General features: G+C 71.7%; 12 protein-coding genes. 10 read left to right on the top strand and 2 right to left on the bottom strand.

Annotated elements, in window-relative coordinates:
- Nucleotides 1-52: 52 nt before the first annotated feature.
- The 3 genes from DJ476_RS00135 to DJ476_RS00125 are packed head-to-tail and all read left to right on the top strand — an operon-like array spanning nucleotide 53 to nucleotide 2,996.
- The gene (locus DJ476_RS00135) at nucleotides 53-1,171 is read left to right on the top strand and encodes a FecCD family ABC transporter permease (RefSeq protein ID WP_162638573.1); all 1,119 of its coding nucleotides are present in this window, start codon (nucleotides 53-55) and stop codon (nucleotides 1,169-1,171) included.
- Entirely contained in the window at nucleotides 1,171-1,959 is a 789-nt protein-coding gene (locus DJ476_RS00130; protein WP_162638571.1) for an ABC transporter ATP-binding protein, read from the top strand. The genes DJ476_RS00135 and DJ476_RS00130 overlap by 1 nt, the downstream gene beginning before the upstream one ends.
- Nucleotides 1,960-1,973: 14 nt before the next feature.
- Nucleotides 1,974-2,996, top strand: coding sequence for an ABC transporter substrate-binding protein (locus DJ476_RS00125; RefSeq protein ID WP_112489483.1), 1,023 nt, complete (start codon nucleotides 1,974-1,976; stop codon nucleotides 2,994-2,996).
- 160 nt (nucleotides 2,997-3,156) lie between these two features.
- Here the strand turns inward: DJ476_RS00125 and DJ476_RS00120 are convergent, their stop codons facing one another.
- A complete protein-coding gene (locus tag DJ476_RS00120) occupies nucleotides 3,157-4,068 on the bottom strand; it encodes an NAD-dependent protein deacetylase (protein ID WP_103420835.1) in 912 nt (303 codons plus the stop codon).
- Nucleotides 4,069-4,315: 247 nt separating this feature from the next.
- Here DJ476_RS00120 and DJ476_RS35265 point away from each other — a divergent pair, with 247 nt between their 5' ends.
- From DJ476_RS35265 to DJ476_RS00090, 7 genes are all read left to right on the top strand, one after another.
- Entirely contained in the window at nucleotides 4,316-4,447 is a 132-nt protein-coding gene (locus DJ476_RS35265) for a hypothetical protein (protein WP_255239291.1), read from the top strand.
- Between the two features lie 310 nt (nucleotides 4,448-4,757).
- The gene (locus DJ476_RS00115) at nucleotides 4,758-5,828 is read left to right on the top strand and encodes a glycosyltransferase (RefSeq protein WP_241565737.1); all 1,071 of its coding nucleotides are present in this window, start codon (nucleotides 4,758-4,760) and stop codon (nucleotides 5,826-5,828) included.
- A 67-nt stretch (nucleotides 5,829-5,895) separates the two neighbouring features.
- Nucleotides 5,896-6,864 (top strand): DUF6895 family protein, encoded by a 969-nt coding sequence (locus DJ476_RS00110; protein WP_318294242.1) that lies wholly within the window; start codon nucleotides 5,896-5,898, stop codon nucleotides 6,862-6,864.
- Nucleotides 6,861-8,051, top strand: coding sequence for a radical SAM protein (locus tag DJ476_RS00105; RefSeq protein ID WP_112489482.1), 1,191 nt, complete (start codon nucleotides 6,861-6,863; stop codon nucleotides 8,049-8,051). The genes DJ476_RS00110 and DJ476_RS00105 overlap by 4 nt, the downstream gene beginning before the upstream one ends.
- 2 nt (nucleotides 8,052-8,053) lie before the next feature.
- Nucleotides 8,054-9,019 (top strand): DUF6895 family protein, encoded by a 966-nt coding sequence (locus tag DJ476_RS00100; protein ID WP_112489481.1) that lies wholly within the window; start codon nucleotides 8,054-8,056, stop codon nucleotides 9,017-9,019.
- Complete coding sequence (locus tag DJ476_RS00095; RefSeq protein WP_112489480.1) at nucleotides 9,004-10,458, top strand: MFS transporter; 1,455 nt, start codon at nucleotides 9,004-9,006, stop codon at nucleotides 10,456-10,458. Before DJ476_RS00100 ends, DJ476_RS00095 begins: the two co-directional genes overlap by 16 nt.
- 138 nt (nucleotides 10,459-10,596) lie before the next feature.
- A complete protein-coding gene (locus DJ476_RS00090) occupies nucleotides 10,597-12,744 on the top strand; it encodes a prolyl oligopeptidase family serine peptidase (protein WP_112489479.1) in 2,148 nt (715 codons plus the stop codon).
- Between the two features lie 273 nt (nucleotides 12,745-13,017).
- Here DJ476_RS00090 and DJ476_RS00085 read toward each other — a convergent pair whose 3' ends face one another.
- A complete protein-coding gene (locus DJ476_RS00085; protein ID WP_112489478.1) occupies nucleotides 13,018-13,851 on the bottom strand; it encodes an SDR family oxidoreductase in 834 nt (277 codons plus the stop codon).
- Between the last annotated feature and the right edge of the window lie 82 nt (nucleotides 13,852-13,933).

Below are 13,933 nucleotides of genomic sequence, written 5' to 3'. Positions count from 1 at the left end.
AGCTGCTCCGTTTCCGCGCAGGCGCACGGCCCGAGGCGAAAGCGACCGGCCTGTGGCCACGTCCGTCGACCACATACCCTCCCAGCCCTCCCCACCCCCGGGCCCGGCGCGCCTGGACGCCGCCCCGCCCCCGCCCCGGCGCGTACCGCTGCCGGTCCTCCTCATTGGCCTGGGCCTCGCCCTCCCCCTCTCGCTCGTCTGCGGAGCGGGACTCGGGGCCTCCGGCCTCTCCTGGGCCGAGGTGGTGCGCCATCTCTGGGCCGGACTGACCGGCGGGGCGATCAGCCCCGACGAGGTGGCGGCCTACACCATCGTCTGGGAGCTGCGGCTGTCGCGCGCCGTGCTGGCCGCGATCGTCGGGGCCGGTCTGTCGGCCATCGGCGTCGCCGTCCAGGCCATGGTCCGCAACGCGCTCGCCGACCCGTTCGTCCTCGGGATCTCCTCGGGGGCGGCGGTCGGTGCCAACGCCGTACTCATCTTCGGGGCGTTGGGGGCGCTGGGCATCTGGGCGCTGTCCACGGCGGCGTTCGTCTCCGCGCTGGTCGCGATGACGCTCGTGTACGCGGTCGCCCGCACCGAACGCGGACTGACCCCGCTGCGGCTCGTCCTGACGGGGACGGCGATGTACTACGGCTTCTCGGCCGTCACCACGTTCATGGTCTTCGCGGCCGAGCGCGGCGAGGCGGCCCGCTCCGCGATGATGTGGCTCCTCGGCAGCCTCAGCGGCGCCAACTGGGCCTCCGTACCGATCGCCGCCGGAGCGGTCCTCCTCGGTCTCGGGTATCTCGCCTGGTCGGCGCGGCGCCTCAACGCCCTCGCCATGGGGGACGAGACCGCAGCCGCCCTGGGGGTGGACCCCGGCAGACTCCGCAGGGAACTCTTCCTCGTCGCCGCGGCCGTCACGGGGGCCGTCGTCGCGGTCAGCGGAGCGATCGGCTTCGTCGGCCTGATGGTCCCGCACGCCGTACGGATGCTGGTCGGCGCGGACCACCGCAGGCTCCTGGCCGTCGCACCGCTCGCCGGAGCCGTGCTGCTGATCTGGGTGGACATCCTCTCGCGCGTGGTACTCGCCCCGGCCGAACTTCCCGTGGGCGTCCTCACCGCGGTCATCGGCGTCCCCTGCTTCATCCTGCTGATGCGCCGCCGTACCTACTCCTTCGGAGGCATCTGATGCGGATCGACATCGACGCGCTGACCGTCGAGACCGCCGGTGCACGGCTCGTCGACGAGGTGACGCTGACCGCGGGGGAGGGGCAGCTCGTCGGCCTGGTCGGCCCCAACGGCAGCGGCAAGTCCACCCTGCTGCGCTGCGTCTACCGGGCGCTGCGCCCCACTTCCGGCGTGGTCCGCGTCGGGGGCGACGACCTCCACTCCCTGACCACCCGGGAGGGCGCCCGCCGGCTGGCCGCCCTGCCGCAGGACGCGGTCGCGGAGTTCGACTTCACCGTGGCCGAGATCGTGGCGATGGGCCGGATGCCGCACCAGGGCCCGATGGCCCGGACGACCGACGAGGACCGCCGCCGCTGCGAGGAGGCGCTGACCGGGGTCGGCGCGGCCCACCTGGCCGAACGCGGCTTCCTCACCCTCTCCGGCGGCGAGAGGCAGCGCGTCCTGATCGCCCGCGCTCTCGCCCAGGAGCCCCGCGTCCTGGTGCTGGACGAGCCGACCAACCACCTGGACATCGCCCACCAGCTGGAGATCCTCGCCCTGGTCCGCGGCAGCGGCCTGACCGTCCTGACCGCCCTGCACGACCTCAACCTCGCGGCCCTGCACTGCGACCTCGTCCACGTCATCGCCGGCGGCCGGATCGTCGCCTCCGGAGCCCCGTACGACGTCCTGACCACCGAACTGCTGGCCGAGGTCTTCGGCGTACGGGCACACCGCGTCGCCCACCCCGAGACCGGCGCGCTCCAGCTGCTCTTCGACCTCCCGCCTGCCCGCCCCACCACCACCTCCTGAGGAGCCCAGCCACCATGCCGAACCCCACCCGCCCCGCGGCCCTCCTGCTCGCCGCGGCCCTGGCCCTCACCGGCTGCGGTGCCGACGTCACCACCCAGGCCGACGGCAAGGAAGGCACCACGGAAGCCGACCGGCACTACCCGGTGACCGTCGAGAACTGCGGCGAGAAGAGGACCTACGCCAAGGCGCCGCAGCGCGTCGTGACCAACGACGTCGGCATCACCGAGATCATGTTCGCCCTCGGCCTCGAGAACCACATGGCCGGATACGTGATGCCCGACGACAAGGGCGACATGACGTCCGTCCCCTGGAAGGACGGCTACAAGAAGACGAAGTGGCTCTCCAAGGAGCGCATCAACAAGGAACTCGTCCTCGACGCCAACGCCGACCTGGTCTTCGCCGGGTGGAACTACGGCTTCAACGAGGGCGAGGGCTTCACCCCCGCCGAACTGAAGCGCGTCGGCGTCGACTCGTACCTGCTGAGCGAATCCTGCCGCAACGGACAGGGCAAGGCCCGCGGAGTCATGCCGCCGCTCGACGCCCTCTACACCGACCTGCGCAACCTCGGAAAGATCTTCGACGTGGAGGACCGGGCCGAGTCCCTCATCACGTCCTTCCGGAAGGAGGTCGCCGACGCCCAGGCCAAGGCGCCCAAGGGCGACGACCGCCCACGCGTCTTCCTGTACGACGACGGCAAGGACAAGCCGCTGACCTCGGGCGCGTACGCGGGACCGCACGACATCATCACCAAGGCCGGCGGCGACCACATCATGAAGGACCTCAAGGACAGCTGGACGACGGTCGGCTGGGAAACGGTGGTCGACCGCGATCCCGAGGTCATCGTCATCAACAACTACGGTGACACGACTGCGGACCAGAAGCGCGCGTTCCTGAAGTCCTACCAGCCGCTCGCCAACGTGTCCGCGGTCAAGAACGACCGGATCGTGGTCCTGGACTACGTGGACCTGGTGGAGAGCCCGCGCAACCCCGCGGCCATCAGCTCGCTCGCGGAGGACCTGAGGAAGTTCGCTCGGTAACGTCGGGAGGCCGGGAGCCGACGGAACTCCGGAAGACCGGGGCGACTTCCGTACGCCGACGGAACTCCGGAAAGCCGAGGCGACTCCCGGCCGCTGAAGGAACTCCAGGAAGCGGAGGCGACCCCCGGAAACCGGGCCGCCGCCTCACCGCCCCACCCCCTCAGCCGGGCCCGGCCTGGGCAGCCGTGTCGTCGACGGGGATGCCCAGCCGGCCGGCCACGGTGGTGAGGGCGGTACCGAGGGGGAGCGCGATACGGGTGACGGCATGGCGGTCGCCCCGGGTCGGATCGCGGTTGACGATCAGCACCGGCTGCCCCGCCTGCGCCGCCTGACGGACGAACCGCAGCCCCGACATCACCGTCAGCGAGGAGCCCAGGACGAGCACGGCGGCCGACCGGCGGACCAGTTCACGGCAGTGCTCGACCCGCTCCGGAGGCACGTTCTCACCGAAGAACACCACGTCGGGCTTGAGAACGCCGCCGCAGGCGGTACAGGGCACCACACGGAAGTCCCCGACCTGCTCGTCGGTGAGGTCGGCGTCACCGTCCGGGTTGATGGCGGCGGCGACCGGCGCGAAGCCCTCGTTCGCCTCCTCCAGCCGCCGGGCCAGTTCGCGGCGCGGGCTGAGGGTACGGCAGGAGAGACAGACCACCCGGTCCAGGCCTCCGTGGAGCTCCACCACACCCTCGCTGCCGGAGGCCTGGTGCAGACCGTCGACGTTCTGGGTGATCACCCCCGAGAGCAGCCCGTGCCGCCCGAAGGCGGCCACGGCCCGGTGCCCGGCGTTCGGCCGGGCCCGGCCGAAGGTACGCCAGCCGAGATGGCTGCGCGCCCAGTACCGGCGCCGCGCCTGGGCGTCGGCGATGAAGTCCTGGTAGGTCATCGGGGTGTGCCGGCTCAGGCTCCCGCCCTCGCCCCGGTAGTCGGGAATGCCCGACTCCGTGGAGATCCCCGCCCCGCTCAGCACGAGCACACCGCCCTTGCCCAGGACGTCGACGACCGGCCCCGGGTCCGTGGTGCCGGGCGGCGGCTCCCCGGTGGGGGTCCAGCTCAGAGTGGGGCGCATACGCATGCCCTCCAGGGTACGTAGCGACCCGGTCCGGTGGCTGCCGGGCCGTGAAGCGCCGGGCGGCGGGGAGCGGGCCGCACCTTCATGCCGTCGGCTCCACCGCTCAGCTGCCCGAAAGATCCACAGCGGCTGTTTCCGGGCTGTTTACCGGTGTCGGGGCGCGGATGTGGCGTTGCCATACCGGCGATTCATACGTTCTCTTCCAGTCGGTGCCGGTGTGGTCGGCGCCGTAATCGGAGGAGGAACTCCTATGTCCGAGAACGAGAAGAACGCGGGTCCGGTCGAGGGCGAGCTGGAGGACTTCGAGGTGGTCGCCCACAGCGAGGAAGAGGAAGAAGAGGCGGGCATCTGCATCACGAACAACAGCGACATGCTGCAGTAACTGGGCGCATCGCTTCTGTTCACGGCGCGGGCCCCGGTTCCCGGCGATGTTCCGGGCGCCGGAGGCCCGTTGCGGTGACCCCTCTGCTGTGGCCCGCGAGCGGGCCGGTCGTCGCTCACCGTTCACTCGGGCAGGTCCCGAGTATGCGGTCAGATTCCGATTCCGGGTGATGGGCGGGTGTGCTGTGAAAGTTCTGCTGTGTCCGCTGAGTGACGGCGGATTTCTTTATCCCACGATCGCGGTGGGGCGGGAACTGGAATTTCGGGGACATCAGGTCGCCGTATTGGGCCGTTCCGGTATAGAGCCCCTTGTGGCGGGTGCGGGGCTGTCGTTCCTGGCGGCGGAGAGTTTCGGGGGACGGCGGGCATTCTCCGCGGCGTGGTGGGGGCGTACGGGGCTGGAGCAGTACCGGGCGACGGCGCGGGCGGCCCGTGAGTTCGGTGCCGATCTTCTGGTGACCTCGGTGTTGTGCAACGGCGCCCTGCTCGCGGCCGAGGCCCTGGACATCCCCGCTGTGGTGGTCGGCCTCTCGGTGCACCTGTGGGAGTACGCGGCGGGTGGCGAGGGCGAACCCCCGCTGGGCCGGAGCCGCGGGAACCGTACGGAGGAGATGCGCCGGCTGTACGAGCGGGTGCGGGAGGAGGCCGGGTTCCCGGCGGGCGGCTCCCGTTGGGGGAGCGGTCCGTTGCTGGGCGACGCGCTGTTGTTGCGGGGCGACCCGGTGCTGGAGTTTCCCGGGGCCCGGCTGCCGGAGCGGGTGTGGCATGTGGGGCCGCTGGCCTGGGAGCCGGTGGCGGACACGGCGGAGGTCGAGGAGGTACGGGAGTTCCTGGCGCGGTCGGGCAAGCCCGTGGTCTACGTGCATCTGGGGCGGGTCTTCGAGGGGGCGAGCCGGTGGCCGCACCTCAATGAGGCTTTCACCGGGGGCCGGTTCCAGGCGGTGGTCGAGCAGGGGCGGTCCCCGCACCCCGAGCCGGCGCCGGGCGCGGACATCCTCGCGGTGCGCAAGCCGTGGATGGGGCCGCTGATCGACATGGCCGGGCTGGTGGTGACCAGCGGGACCTCCGCTCCCGTGCTGGGGGCTCTGATACGTGGCCGGGCCCTGGGGGCTTCTCCCAACGGGTCCGAGCAGCCGTTGCTGACGTGGGCGTGTATGCGGGCGGGCGTGGCGGTGCATCTGCCGAAGGACTCGCCGGGCCTGTGGCCGGAGCTGTTGGAGGAGACCTGGCGGGATGAGGGTCTGCGGTCCCGGGCCGGTGAGCTGGGCGACAGGCTCGCGGCGGTGGACGGTGCGGGCCGGGCGGCCGACATCGTCGAGGCGGTGCCTCGGCGGTCTGGGGTTTCGAAGGAGGAGCATGATGAGGCGATCACCCGGCCCTGACACGGCCGGCGGGACCGATGCGGCCGGTGCGGTGGACGGACCTGGAGAGACCGGGACGGCCGTGGCCATGGCTGCGGAGCGTGTGTCGGCGGGTGCGAGGGAGTGGCTGGGCGCCAACGCGGCGTACCTCAACTCCCCTGAAGCTCTCGCCCTGTTGCCGGTGACGCCGCGTGTGAAGGCGCTGCTGCAGCTGGCGCTGCTGTGCCGTTACTGGGAGAAGGCCGCCCCGGGCGACGGGGCGCTGGCGCAGGCGCTCCGTGTGGTGGATGAGGCCGGACGACGCCCGGATTTCCTCCCCCTGATGGCCGGTGACCCGGTCAACGCGCGCCCCTTCCAGCTGGTGTGGGCGGCCCTGGCCCCGCCCGGGGGGAGCGGGGAGTGGCGGCACGGTGCGCTGGAGGGGCTGACGGCCCAGGGCTACCTCACGCCGGGCCGTAAGCCGCCCTACCTGCACCTGGGCACCCGCTTCTACGCCGATCTCGCGGGCGTCGGCCACCGACTTGGGTCGTATCAGGAGCTGTACGCCGCCAGTGTGCTGGCCCGGGCCGGCGGATCGCCGGTGGAGGGCCTGGACGTCTGCGAGGTCACGGACACGGTCTTCTATCTCAGCGATTACGGCTTCGGGGACCGGGGCCTCGGCCTGGACCGGGAGTCCTGGGAGCGGGCGTGGGACGTGGTGGACCGGCTGACCGGCCACTGTGTGCGCGAGGGGGAGTGGGAGTCGGCGGCGAAGCTGGTGCTCGCCCAGTACTGCCTGGGCCTGGACCCGCTGCGGACCCCGTCGGGGGTGGCCGGTGTCCGGATGCTCGCCCGGATCCAGGAGCCGCTGGGCGCGATACCGGGGAAGTCCGCTTCCAGGCGGGCCCCGGCGACCGCGTCTGCGGGGGAGTACTTCCGGTGGGCGTACCAGGCGACGCTGGTCACCGCGTTGTCGATGCTGATCGTCACCGCCGGCCGGACCGGCGGGCTTCTCCCGGCCGGTGCCGCGGTCCCGGCCGGTGCCGCGGGTGCTGAGTCCGTCGAGGGGGCACGATGAGTCTGCAACAGGTCGCCCTGGCCGAGGGTGCGCGTCTGCTGGAGGGCAAGCGGAACTGGTGGTTCCTGGGCCGTGGCGGGATCGCCCGTCTCGGTGCCGGGCATGTGACCCCGGAGGGGGCTCTGCGGTCGGAGACGGAACACCGGCTGCGTGAGCGTGGCCTGTTCTCCTCCCCGCCCGTGCGTTCCTACTCCCTGACCGTTCTCACCAGCACCCACTGCAATCTGGGGTGCGGGTACTGCTTCCAGAACACCGCCCAGGACACGGCCGGCGGGAGCCGTCCGCCCAGGATCGCGCGGGCCCGGCTCACCTCGCCGACGATCACCTCGATCCTCGGTTTCACCGAGCGGCAGATGGCCGATGCCGGTCTGGAGCGGTTGCGGATCCTGCTGTTCGGGGGCGAGCCGCTGCTCAACCCGCGCGGCTGTGTGGAACTGCTGGAGCGTGCGGCGGACATCGGTATGACGTCGGCGTGGATGATCTCCAACACGACGCTCCTGACGCCGCCGCTGGCGGGGAAGCTGTCGGCTCTGGGGCTGGACCTGGTCCAGGTCACCTTCGACGGCGACCGTGCCGATCACGACCGTATCCGGGTCAACCGGGCGGACGGCGGCGGGACGTTCGACACGATCGTCCGCAACATCGTCCGGGCCGGTGAGGCCGCCCCGCTGCGCTGGACGCTGCGGGTGAACGTCTCCCAGGAGACCTTCCACGGGATCGACACGCTCATCGACCGGCTCGCGGGATCGCTCGACCCCAGCCGCTGTGCCCTGTACTTCGCGCGGGTCGGTGATGTGGGCATCGGATACGCCAACGACCTGCTGCACACCGGGGAGCTCTCGGAGCACTTCACCCGGTGGCAGCGGCGGGCACTCGAACTCGGGTTCACCGTCAGCCGCCCGGGTGCTCGTCGCCCGTGCCGTACGTGCGGTCACACGGGCGGCCGTTACGGGGCGGTGATCAGCGCGGACGGGACCCTGGCCAGCTGCTGGGAGACCGCGGGCAAACCCGACTGGGAGGTCGGGACGGTCACCGGCGGCTACCGGCCCGGTACGGAGACCGGTGAGCGGTGGGTCTCCTGCGAGGACCTCTACCGCTTCGACGAGGACGCCCGGACCCTCGCGGGTTTCCGGGACTCGGTGGACGCGGCCCTGCTCGACTACCTGGACGAGACGGAGCGCCTGTAGCCATGTCATCACCTCTCGACCAGCTCTCCGCCGGTGCGCTCGACTGGCTGGGAGGGAACCTGGACCGCTTCGACCCGTACGCACCGCACTCCGCCGGATCGCCGCCGCACCTGCGGGCGAAGGCCGTCATGGAGCTGGCGCTGCTCTGCCACTGCGCGGCGCGTCTGCCGGACCCTTCCGGCGACCGGCTGGAGGGAGCCCGGGCCCTGCTGCGCAGGCTCTGGGAGCGGGAGGACTTCCCCCGTCTCTTCGAGGCCCACCCCGGGGCGGTCCCTTCCTACCTGCTGGCCTTCGCCGCGCTGGCCCCCGCCGGGACCGACGACACGGTGGCCCGGGGTGTGCTCGCGAGACTGGCCCCCGCCGACCTCTCCCCCTCGCGAAAACCGCCCCTCAAGCGTCTGGAGATCCGCTACTACGCGGACAAGGCCGGTGTACGCCACGGGATCGAGCCGTACCCGGACCTGGCCACGCTGAGCCCGCTGGCCACCCTGCCCGCTGCCGCACCACCCCCGACCTCTGCGCTCCTGACTCCTGTGCCCGCGGACACGGGGCCGCTGACGAATGCCGAGGGCTACTCCCTCACCCACGCCGCTTTCTACCTGGGTGACTACGGCCGGACGGAGCCTCCCCTGACAGGTGAACAGCTGGCGCGTGCGGGGGATCTGGTCCACCGGATGCTGGAACACTGTGTGGGGCAGGAGCGGTGGGATCTGGCCGCGGAGCTGGTCATCACGCAGTTCATCCTGGGGCTGGAGCCGCTGGAGACGTCCTCGGGGACGGCGGCGGTGGAGTGCCTGGTGCGGGCCCAGCGGCCCGACGGCGCGCTCCCCGGGCGGTCGGCCGCGCTGAGGGCGCCGGACTCGGCTCCGGCCGGGGAGTTCTTCCGCAAGGCCTACCACACGACTCTGGTGACGGCTCTGATGGGACTGGTCGTGTTGTCGGGGAGGCCGGCATGGCACCGCGTCTGACACTCATCAGCCCTGATTTCACCCGGCTCTGGTTCGGGCAGGCCGTCTCGTCCCTGGGCGACATGGTCTTCAGTACGACGCTGATGCTGTGGGTGGCCACGGTGCTGGCGGGCGAGGAGACCTGGGCCCCGGCGGCGGTGAGCGGCGTCCTGGTCGCGGGGGGCACGGCCGTGCTGGTCGTGGGCCCGATCGCGGGCGTCTTCGTCGACCGCTGGGACAAGCGGCGCATCATGCTCGGTACGGAGGTGCTGCGCGGGGTGCTGGTGGCGCTGCTGACGGCGGTGGCGTTCCTGCCGACGGACGCGCTTCCGGCGGGGGTGTGGCTGGCCCTGGTCTACGGCACGGTGCTGGTGCTGCACGCGGCCGCGAGGTTCTTCGCACCGGCGCGTTTCACGATCATCGCGGATCTGATGAAGGGGGACGCCGACCGTGCCCGGGCGGCGGGTATCACCCAGGCGACCAGCCAGACGGCTCTGATCCTGGGTCCGCCGTTGGCGGCACCGTTGTTCTTCGCGTTGGGGGTGGAGTGGGCCCTGCTCTTCAACGCGCTCTCCTACCTGGTGTCGTATTTGGCGATACGTTCGGTCCGGATTCCTCCGTGCCCGAAGACACTGCCTGTCGAGGGGGCTGCGCCTGCTGAGGGGGGCGGCGAGCGGGGCACTCCTGCAAAGTCCGGGGGTTCGGGGGTGCTTGCGGAGTTCGTCGCGGGCCTGCGTTTCTTCGGGCGGAGCAAGTTCCTGGTCGCGTTGCTGGTTTTCGCCGTGATCGGGCAGTTCGGGGTCGGTGCCCTGAACACGCTCAACATCTTCTTCACGACCGGGAACCTGAACATGCCGGCTCATCTCTTCGGCTATGTGGGTATGGCGATCGGGGCGGGCGGCATCATCGGCGCGCTGTGCGCGGGCCGGGTGGTGCAGTGGATCGGGGCGCGGCGGACCACCTGGATGGGCCTGCTGGTGAGCGGCGCCCTGCTGATCGCCTACTCCCGCCAGAGCAGTCTCCTGGGCGGCCTGGCTCTGCTGGTCCTCTTCACGATTCCGATCACCATGCTGAACACGGCGATGGCCCCGCTGCTCCTGACCGCGGCGTCCCCGGCCTACCGGGGGCGGGTGGTGGCGGTGTTCCAGCCGATGACGCAGGTGGCGTCGATGTTCGCGGCGGTGCTCTCCGGCTGGCTCGCCGGGGCGGTGCTGTCGGACTTCGAGGGCTCGGTGGCGGGCATCGGGTTCGGCCCCATCGACATGATTCTCGCGGTGGCCGGCTCGGTGATCCTGCTGTCGGGCTTCTACGCGAGGCTGGCGCTCCCGGAGACGGGGACCGCCGAGCCGGCCCGGGCAGAGGCCGAGGAGGGACCCGGGAAGGCCGGGGAACCGGGTGCCGGGGACACGGGGAGGGCGGCAGCCGCTGTACTCCCGGCCCCACGCCCGGACCGACCTTAGGCCAACGTCTGCGGCTTTCTCTTCGCGTACCGGACGACACCCATACACCGGACGGCATGCGTGCACGGGGCGCCGCACGCCCGGCTGCTCGCTCTCCGCTCGCCTTGTCCGTCCCGTCTGACCCTCAGGGAGTACCCAGTGACCTCCGCCGCCCGGCCGACGTCCCGCCGCTACCCTCATGCGGACCGCCAGGACCTCGTCGAGGAACTTCACGGCCTGCCGGTCTCCGACCCCTACCGCTGGCTGGAGGACGCGCACGCCCCCGCGACACGCCGCTGGAGCGATGAGCAGCAAGCCCTCTACGAGGCGGAGCGGGCGCGCTGGCCGGGCCTGCGGTGCTGGGAGGAGCAGGTGGCGGCGCTCACCGCCGTCGACCGGGCCTCTCCGCCCAGGTCCCGTGGCGGCAGGCTGTTCTGGCTGCGGCAGGACGCGGGCCAGGAGCACCCGGTCCTCATGGTGAGGGAGCCCGGCCCGGGCGGAGCGGAGCGGGTGCTGCTGGACCCGCACGCCCTGGACCCTTCCGGGCGCACCGTACTCGATGCCTGGCAGCCCTCCCTGGAAGGCGATCTGCTGGCCTGTCAGCTCTCCCGCAACGGCACCGAGAACTCCGAGCTGAGGGTGATCGACGTGGCCACGGGCAAGACCGTCGACGGGCCGGTGGACCGGGTACGGAAGTCCTCGGTCGGCTGGCTGCCCGGGGGGCGGGCGTTCTACTACGTCAGACGGCTCGACCCACGGCTGAACCCCGGAGAGGAGCACTACCACCGCCGGGTATGGCTGCACCGGCTCGGGACCGCCCCCGACACCGATGCCCTGGTCTTCGGCGAAGGACGGGAGAAGACCCAGTTCTACAGTGTGACGGTGACCGCCGACGGCCGCTGGCTCGCGATCCGGGCCACGCCCGGCACGGGTCGCCGCAGCGATGTCTATCTGGCCGACCTGACTGCCGGCCCGCCCGAACGCCCGCTGCTGCGCCCGGTCCAGGAGGGTCTGCCGGCCGCGACCCGTCTGCACGCGGTGCCCGGTACCGGCCCGCAGGATTCTCTGTGGCTGCGGACGGATCACGGTGCTCCGCGCGGCCGGGTGGTCGCTGTGCGCCCGGCCGACCTCCACCTGGGCCCCCGTGCGTGGCGTGAGGTGATCCCCGAGCGCCCCGATGCGACTCTCACCCACCTCACGGTCCTCTCCGGCCCCGGCCCTGATCGTGGGGCGGGGCGCTCTCTGGCTGTGGCGGCCTGGAGCTGCCGTACGGTGGCGGAGGTGACGGTGCACGACCTGGCCGACGGCACCCGGCTGGCCACCGCCGCCCTGCCCGGTACCGGTGCGGTCGGTGACTTCTCGCCGGGGCCGTACGGGAGTTACGAGGCCTGCTTCACGTACACCGACTTCGTGACCCCGCCCCAGGTGCTGCGCGTCGACGCGCGCACCGGCCGCGTGACGTGCTGGGACCACGGTCCGGGCCCCGCCCCGAGGGCCGGCGGCGCACACACCCGGCAGATCACCTTCCCTTCCCGGGACGGGACGGCGGTGGGCATGTTCGTGATCTCCCCCACGGGCCGCCCGGACGTCCCGCGCCCGCTGCTGCTGACCGGGTACGGGGGTTTCGGCCAGATCATGTCGCCCCGCTACCGGGCCCAGGTCCTGGCGTGGGTGAGGGCGGGCGGTGTCTTCGCCTGGGCGGGACTGCGCGGCGGCGGTGAGGAGGGGGAGCGGTGGCACCTGGCCGGGAGCGGGGAGCACAAGCAGAACACCTTCGACGACTTCGCCGCTGCCGCCGACCACCTGCTCGCCGCCGGCTGGAGCGAACCGGGCCGTATCGCGGTCATGGGCACGTCCAACGGCGGCCTGTTGGTCGGCGCGGCCCTCACCCAGCGGCCCGGGAAGTACGCCGCGGTCGTGTGCCGGGCCCCGCTGCTGGACATGGTCCGCTACGAACGGTCGGGCCTGGGCCCCAGCTGGGTCCCCGAGTACGGTTCCGCCCAGGATCCCGGCCAGTTGCGGACGCTGCTCGGCTACTCCCCGTACCACCGTGTCACCCCGGGCACTGCCTACCCGGCGGTGCTGCTGACGGCTTCGGACGGTGACACCAGGACCGACCCCCTGCACGCACGCAAGATGTGTGCGGCCCTGCAGCACGCGACCACCGGCCCCGCTCCGGTCCTGCTGCGCCTGGAGCATGGAGTGGGCCACGGCGCCCGGTCCGTCTCCCGCGCGATCGCCCTGGAGGCCGAGTGTCTGGCCTTCCTGGCCCACCAGGTGGGCCTGCCCGCGCCGCGTGTTCCGTAGTTCTGTCGTTTGTGCGGGTGCTGGCGCCGGTGAGTGCCCGGGGAGGGGGCGTAGCGAGTCTCTGTGGAGCGTAGGAGACGGCGGTGAGCGGCCCGCCGGGTCAGCCGGGCCTGCCCTGGGACCAGGCCCGGCGCGGGCAGGCGCGGCGGCACCGCAACGGCCGCGACGCCGACCCGGTCCTTGTCCTCACAGGGGCGGCGTGGTGGACGCCGGACGCCGTCGGCGGGGATCGAGTCTGGCCGGCTGTTGGTTCGCCGCGTTGTGGTGGGCGGCTCAGTGGAAGGCGGCGGCGTTTTCCGTGGCCCATTGGTGAAACGTTCTGGCCGGGGAGCCGGTGATCCGGAAGACGGTGTCGCGCACCATGAGCAGTTCGTTGGTGACGTCGCCGCCCGTCAGGTCGAGTACCGCGTCGGCTGACTCGTCGCCGAGGAAACCGGCCATCTCGCGGTGCGCTTCCTGCCTGCTGATCTCGAGGAACGGCACTTCTCGTCCCAGTACTGCCGCGATGGTCTCGACCTGCTGACGGGCGGTGATCTTTTCCGGGCCGGTCAGCGCGTACGTCTGTTCCCGGTGGCCGGGCTCGGTCAGTGCTACCCGGGCCGCTGAAGCGATGTCCCCGGGGTGGATCGTGGGCAGGCCGGTGTCCGCGTAGGGCGCGCGGACCGTCTCGCGCTTGCGGATCGTCTCCGCCCACCACAGCGCGTTCGAGGCGAACTGGGTCGGCCGCAGGATCGTCCACGCCATGCCGCTGTCCTTGAGGAGACGCTCGACGGCCGAGTTCTCGCCTGCGGGGCCCAGGTGCGGATGTGTCTGGACGGTGATGGACGACACCAGCACCACGTGCTCCACGCCTGCCCGCACGGCAGCATCGAGGATGTCGGCGTCCGGGCCCATACGTGACACGAGGAACAGCGAACGCACCCCTTCCAGCACCGGCTCCAGCGAGTCCGTGCGAGTGAGGTCGCCCGCAACGGCTTCGACCCCTTCCGGAAACATCGCCCGCGCGGGGTCACGCGTGAGCCCCCTCAATGGCCCGGCGCCGGACGTCTGAAGCTCTGTCACCAGTGCGCTTCCTGTATTCCCGGTGGCTCCGGTCACAAGGATCATGAGGTCTTCTCCCGTCGTCGGACCTGGGCAGTGATCAGCATGGCCTGACGCTAGGACCTCGACTGGACTTGAGGTCAAGTGG

It is taken from the genome of Streptomyces bacillaris (assembly GCF_003268675.1).
GTDB classification, from domain to species: domain Bacteria; phylum Actinomycetota; class Actinomycetes; order Streptomycetales; family Streptomycetaceae; genus Streptomyces; species Streptomyces bacillaris.
Note: the sequence above shows the minus strand (reverse complement) of the source record. Positions and strands in the feature narration are given on the sequence as shown.

Excerpts from the sequence above, each read along its gene's own strand:
- DJ476_RS00130 (WP_162638571.1), top strand. The coding sequence starts at position 1,171 with ATGCGGATCGACATCGACGCGCTGACCGTCGAGACCGCCGGTGCACGG.
- DJ476_RS00125 (WP_112489483.1), top strand. The coding sequence starts at position 1,974 with ATGCCGAACCCCACCCGCCCCGCGGCCCTCCTGCTCGCCGCGGCCCTG.
- DJ476_RS00120 (WP_103420835.1), bottom strand. The coding sequence starts at position 4,068 with ATGCGTATGCGCCCCACTCTGAGCTGGACCCCCACCGGGGAGCCGCCG.
- DJ476_RS35265 (WP_255239291.1), top strand. The coding sequence starts at position 4,316 with ATGTCCGAGAACGAGAAGAACGCGGGTCCGGTCGAGGGCGAGCTGGAG.
- DJ476_RS00110 (WP_318294242.1), top strand. The coding sequence starts at position 5,896 with ATGGCTGCGGAGCGTGTGTCGGCGGGTGCGAGGGAGTGGCTGGGCGCC.
- DJ476_RS00105 (WP_112489482.1), top strand. The coding sequence starts at position 6,861 with ATGAGTCTGCAACAGGTCGCCCTGGCCGAGGGTGCGCGTCTGCTGGAG.
- DJ476_RS00100 (WP_112489481.1), top strand. The coding sequence starts at position 8,054 with ATGTCATCACCTCTCGACCAGCTCTCCGCCGGTGCGCTCGACTGGCTG.
- DJ476_RS00095 (WP_112489480.1), top strand. The coding sequence starts at position 9,004 with ATGGCACCGCGTCTGACACTCATCAGCCCTGATTTCACCCGGCTCTGG.
- DJ476_RS00085 (WP_112489478.1), bottom strand. The coding sequence starts at position 13,851 with ATGATCCTTGTGACCGGAGCCACCGGGAATACAGGAAGCGCACTGGTG.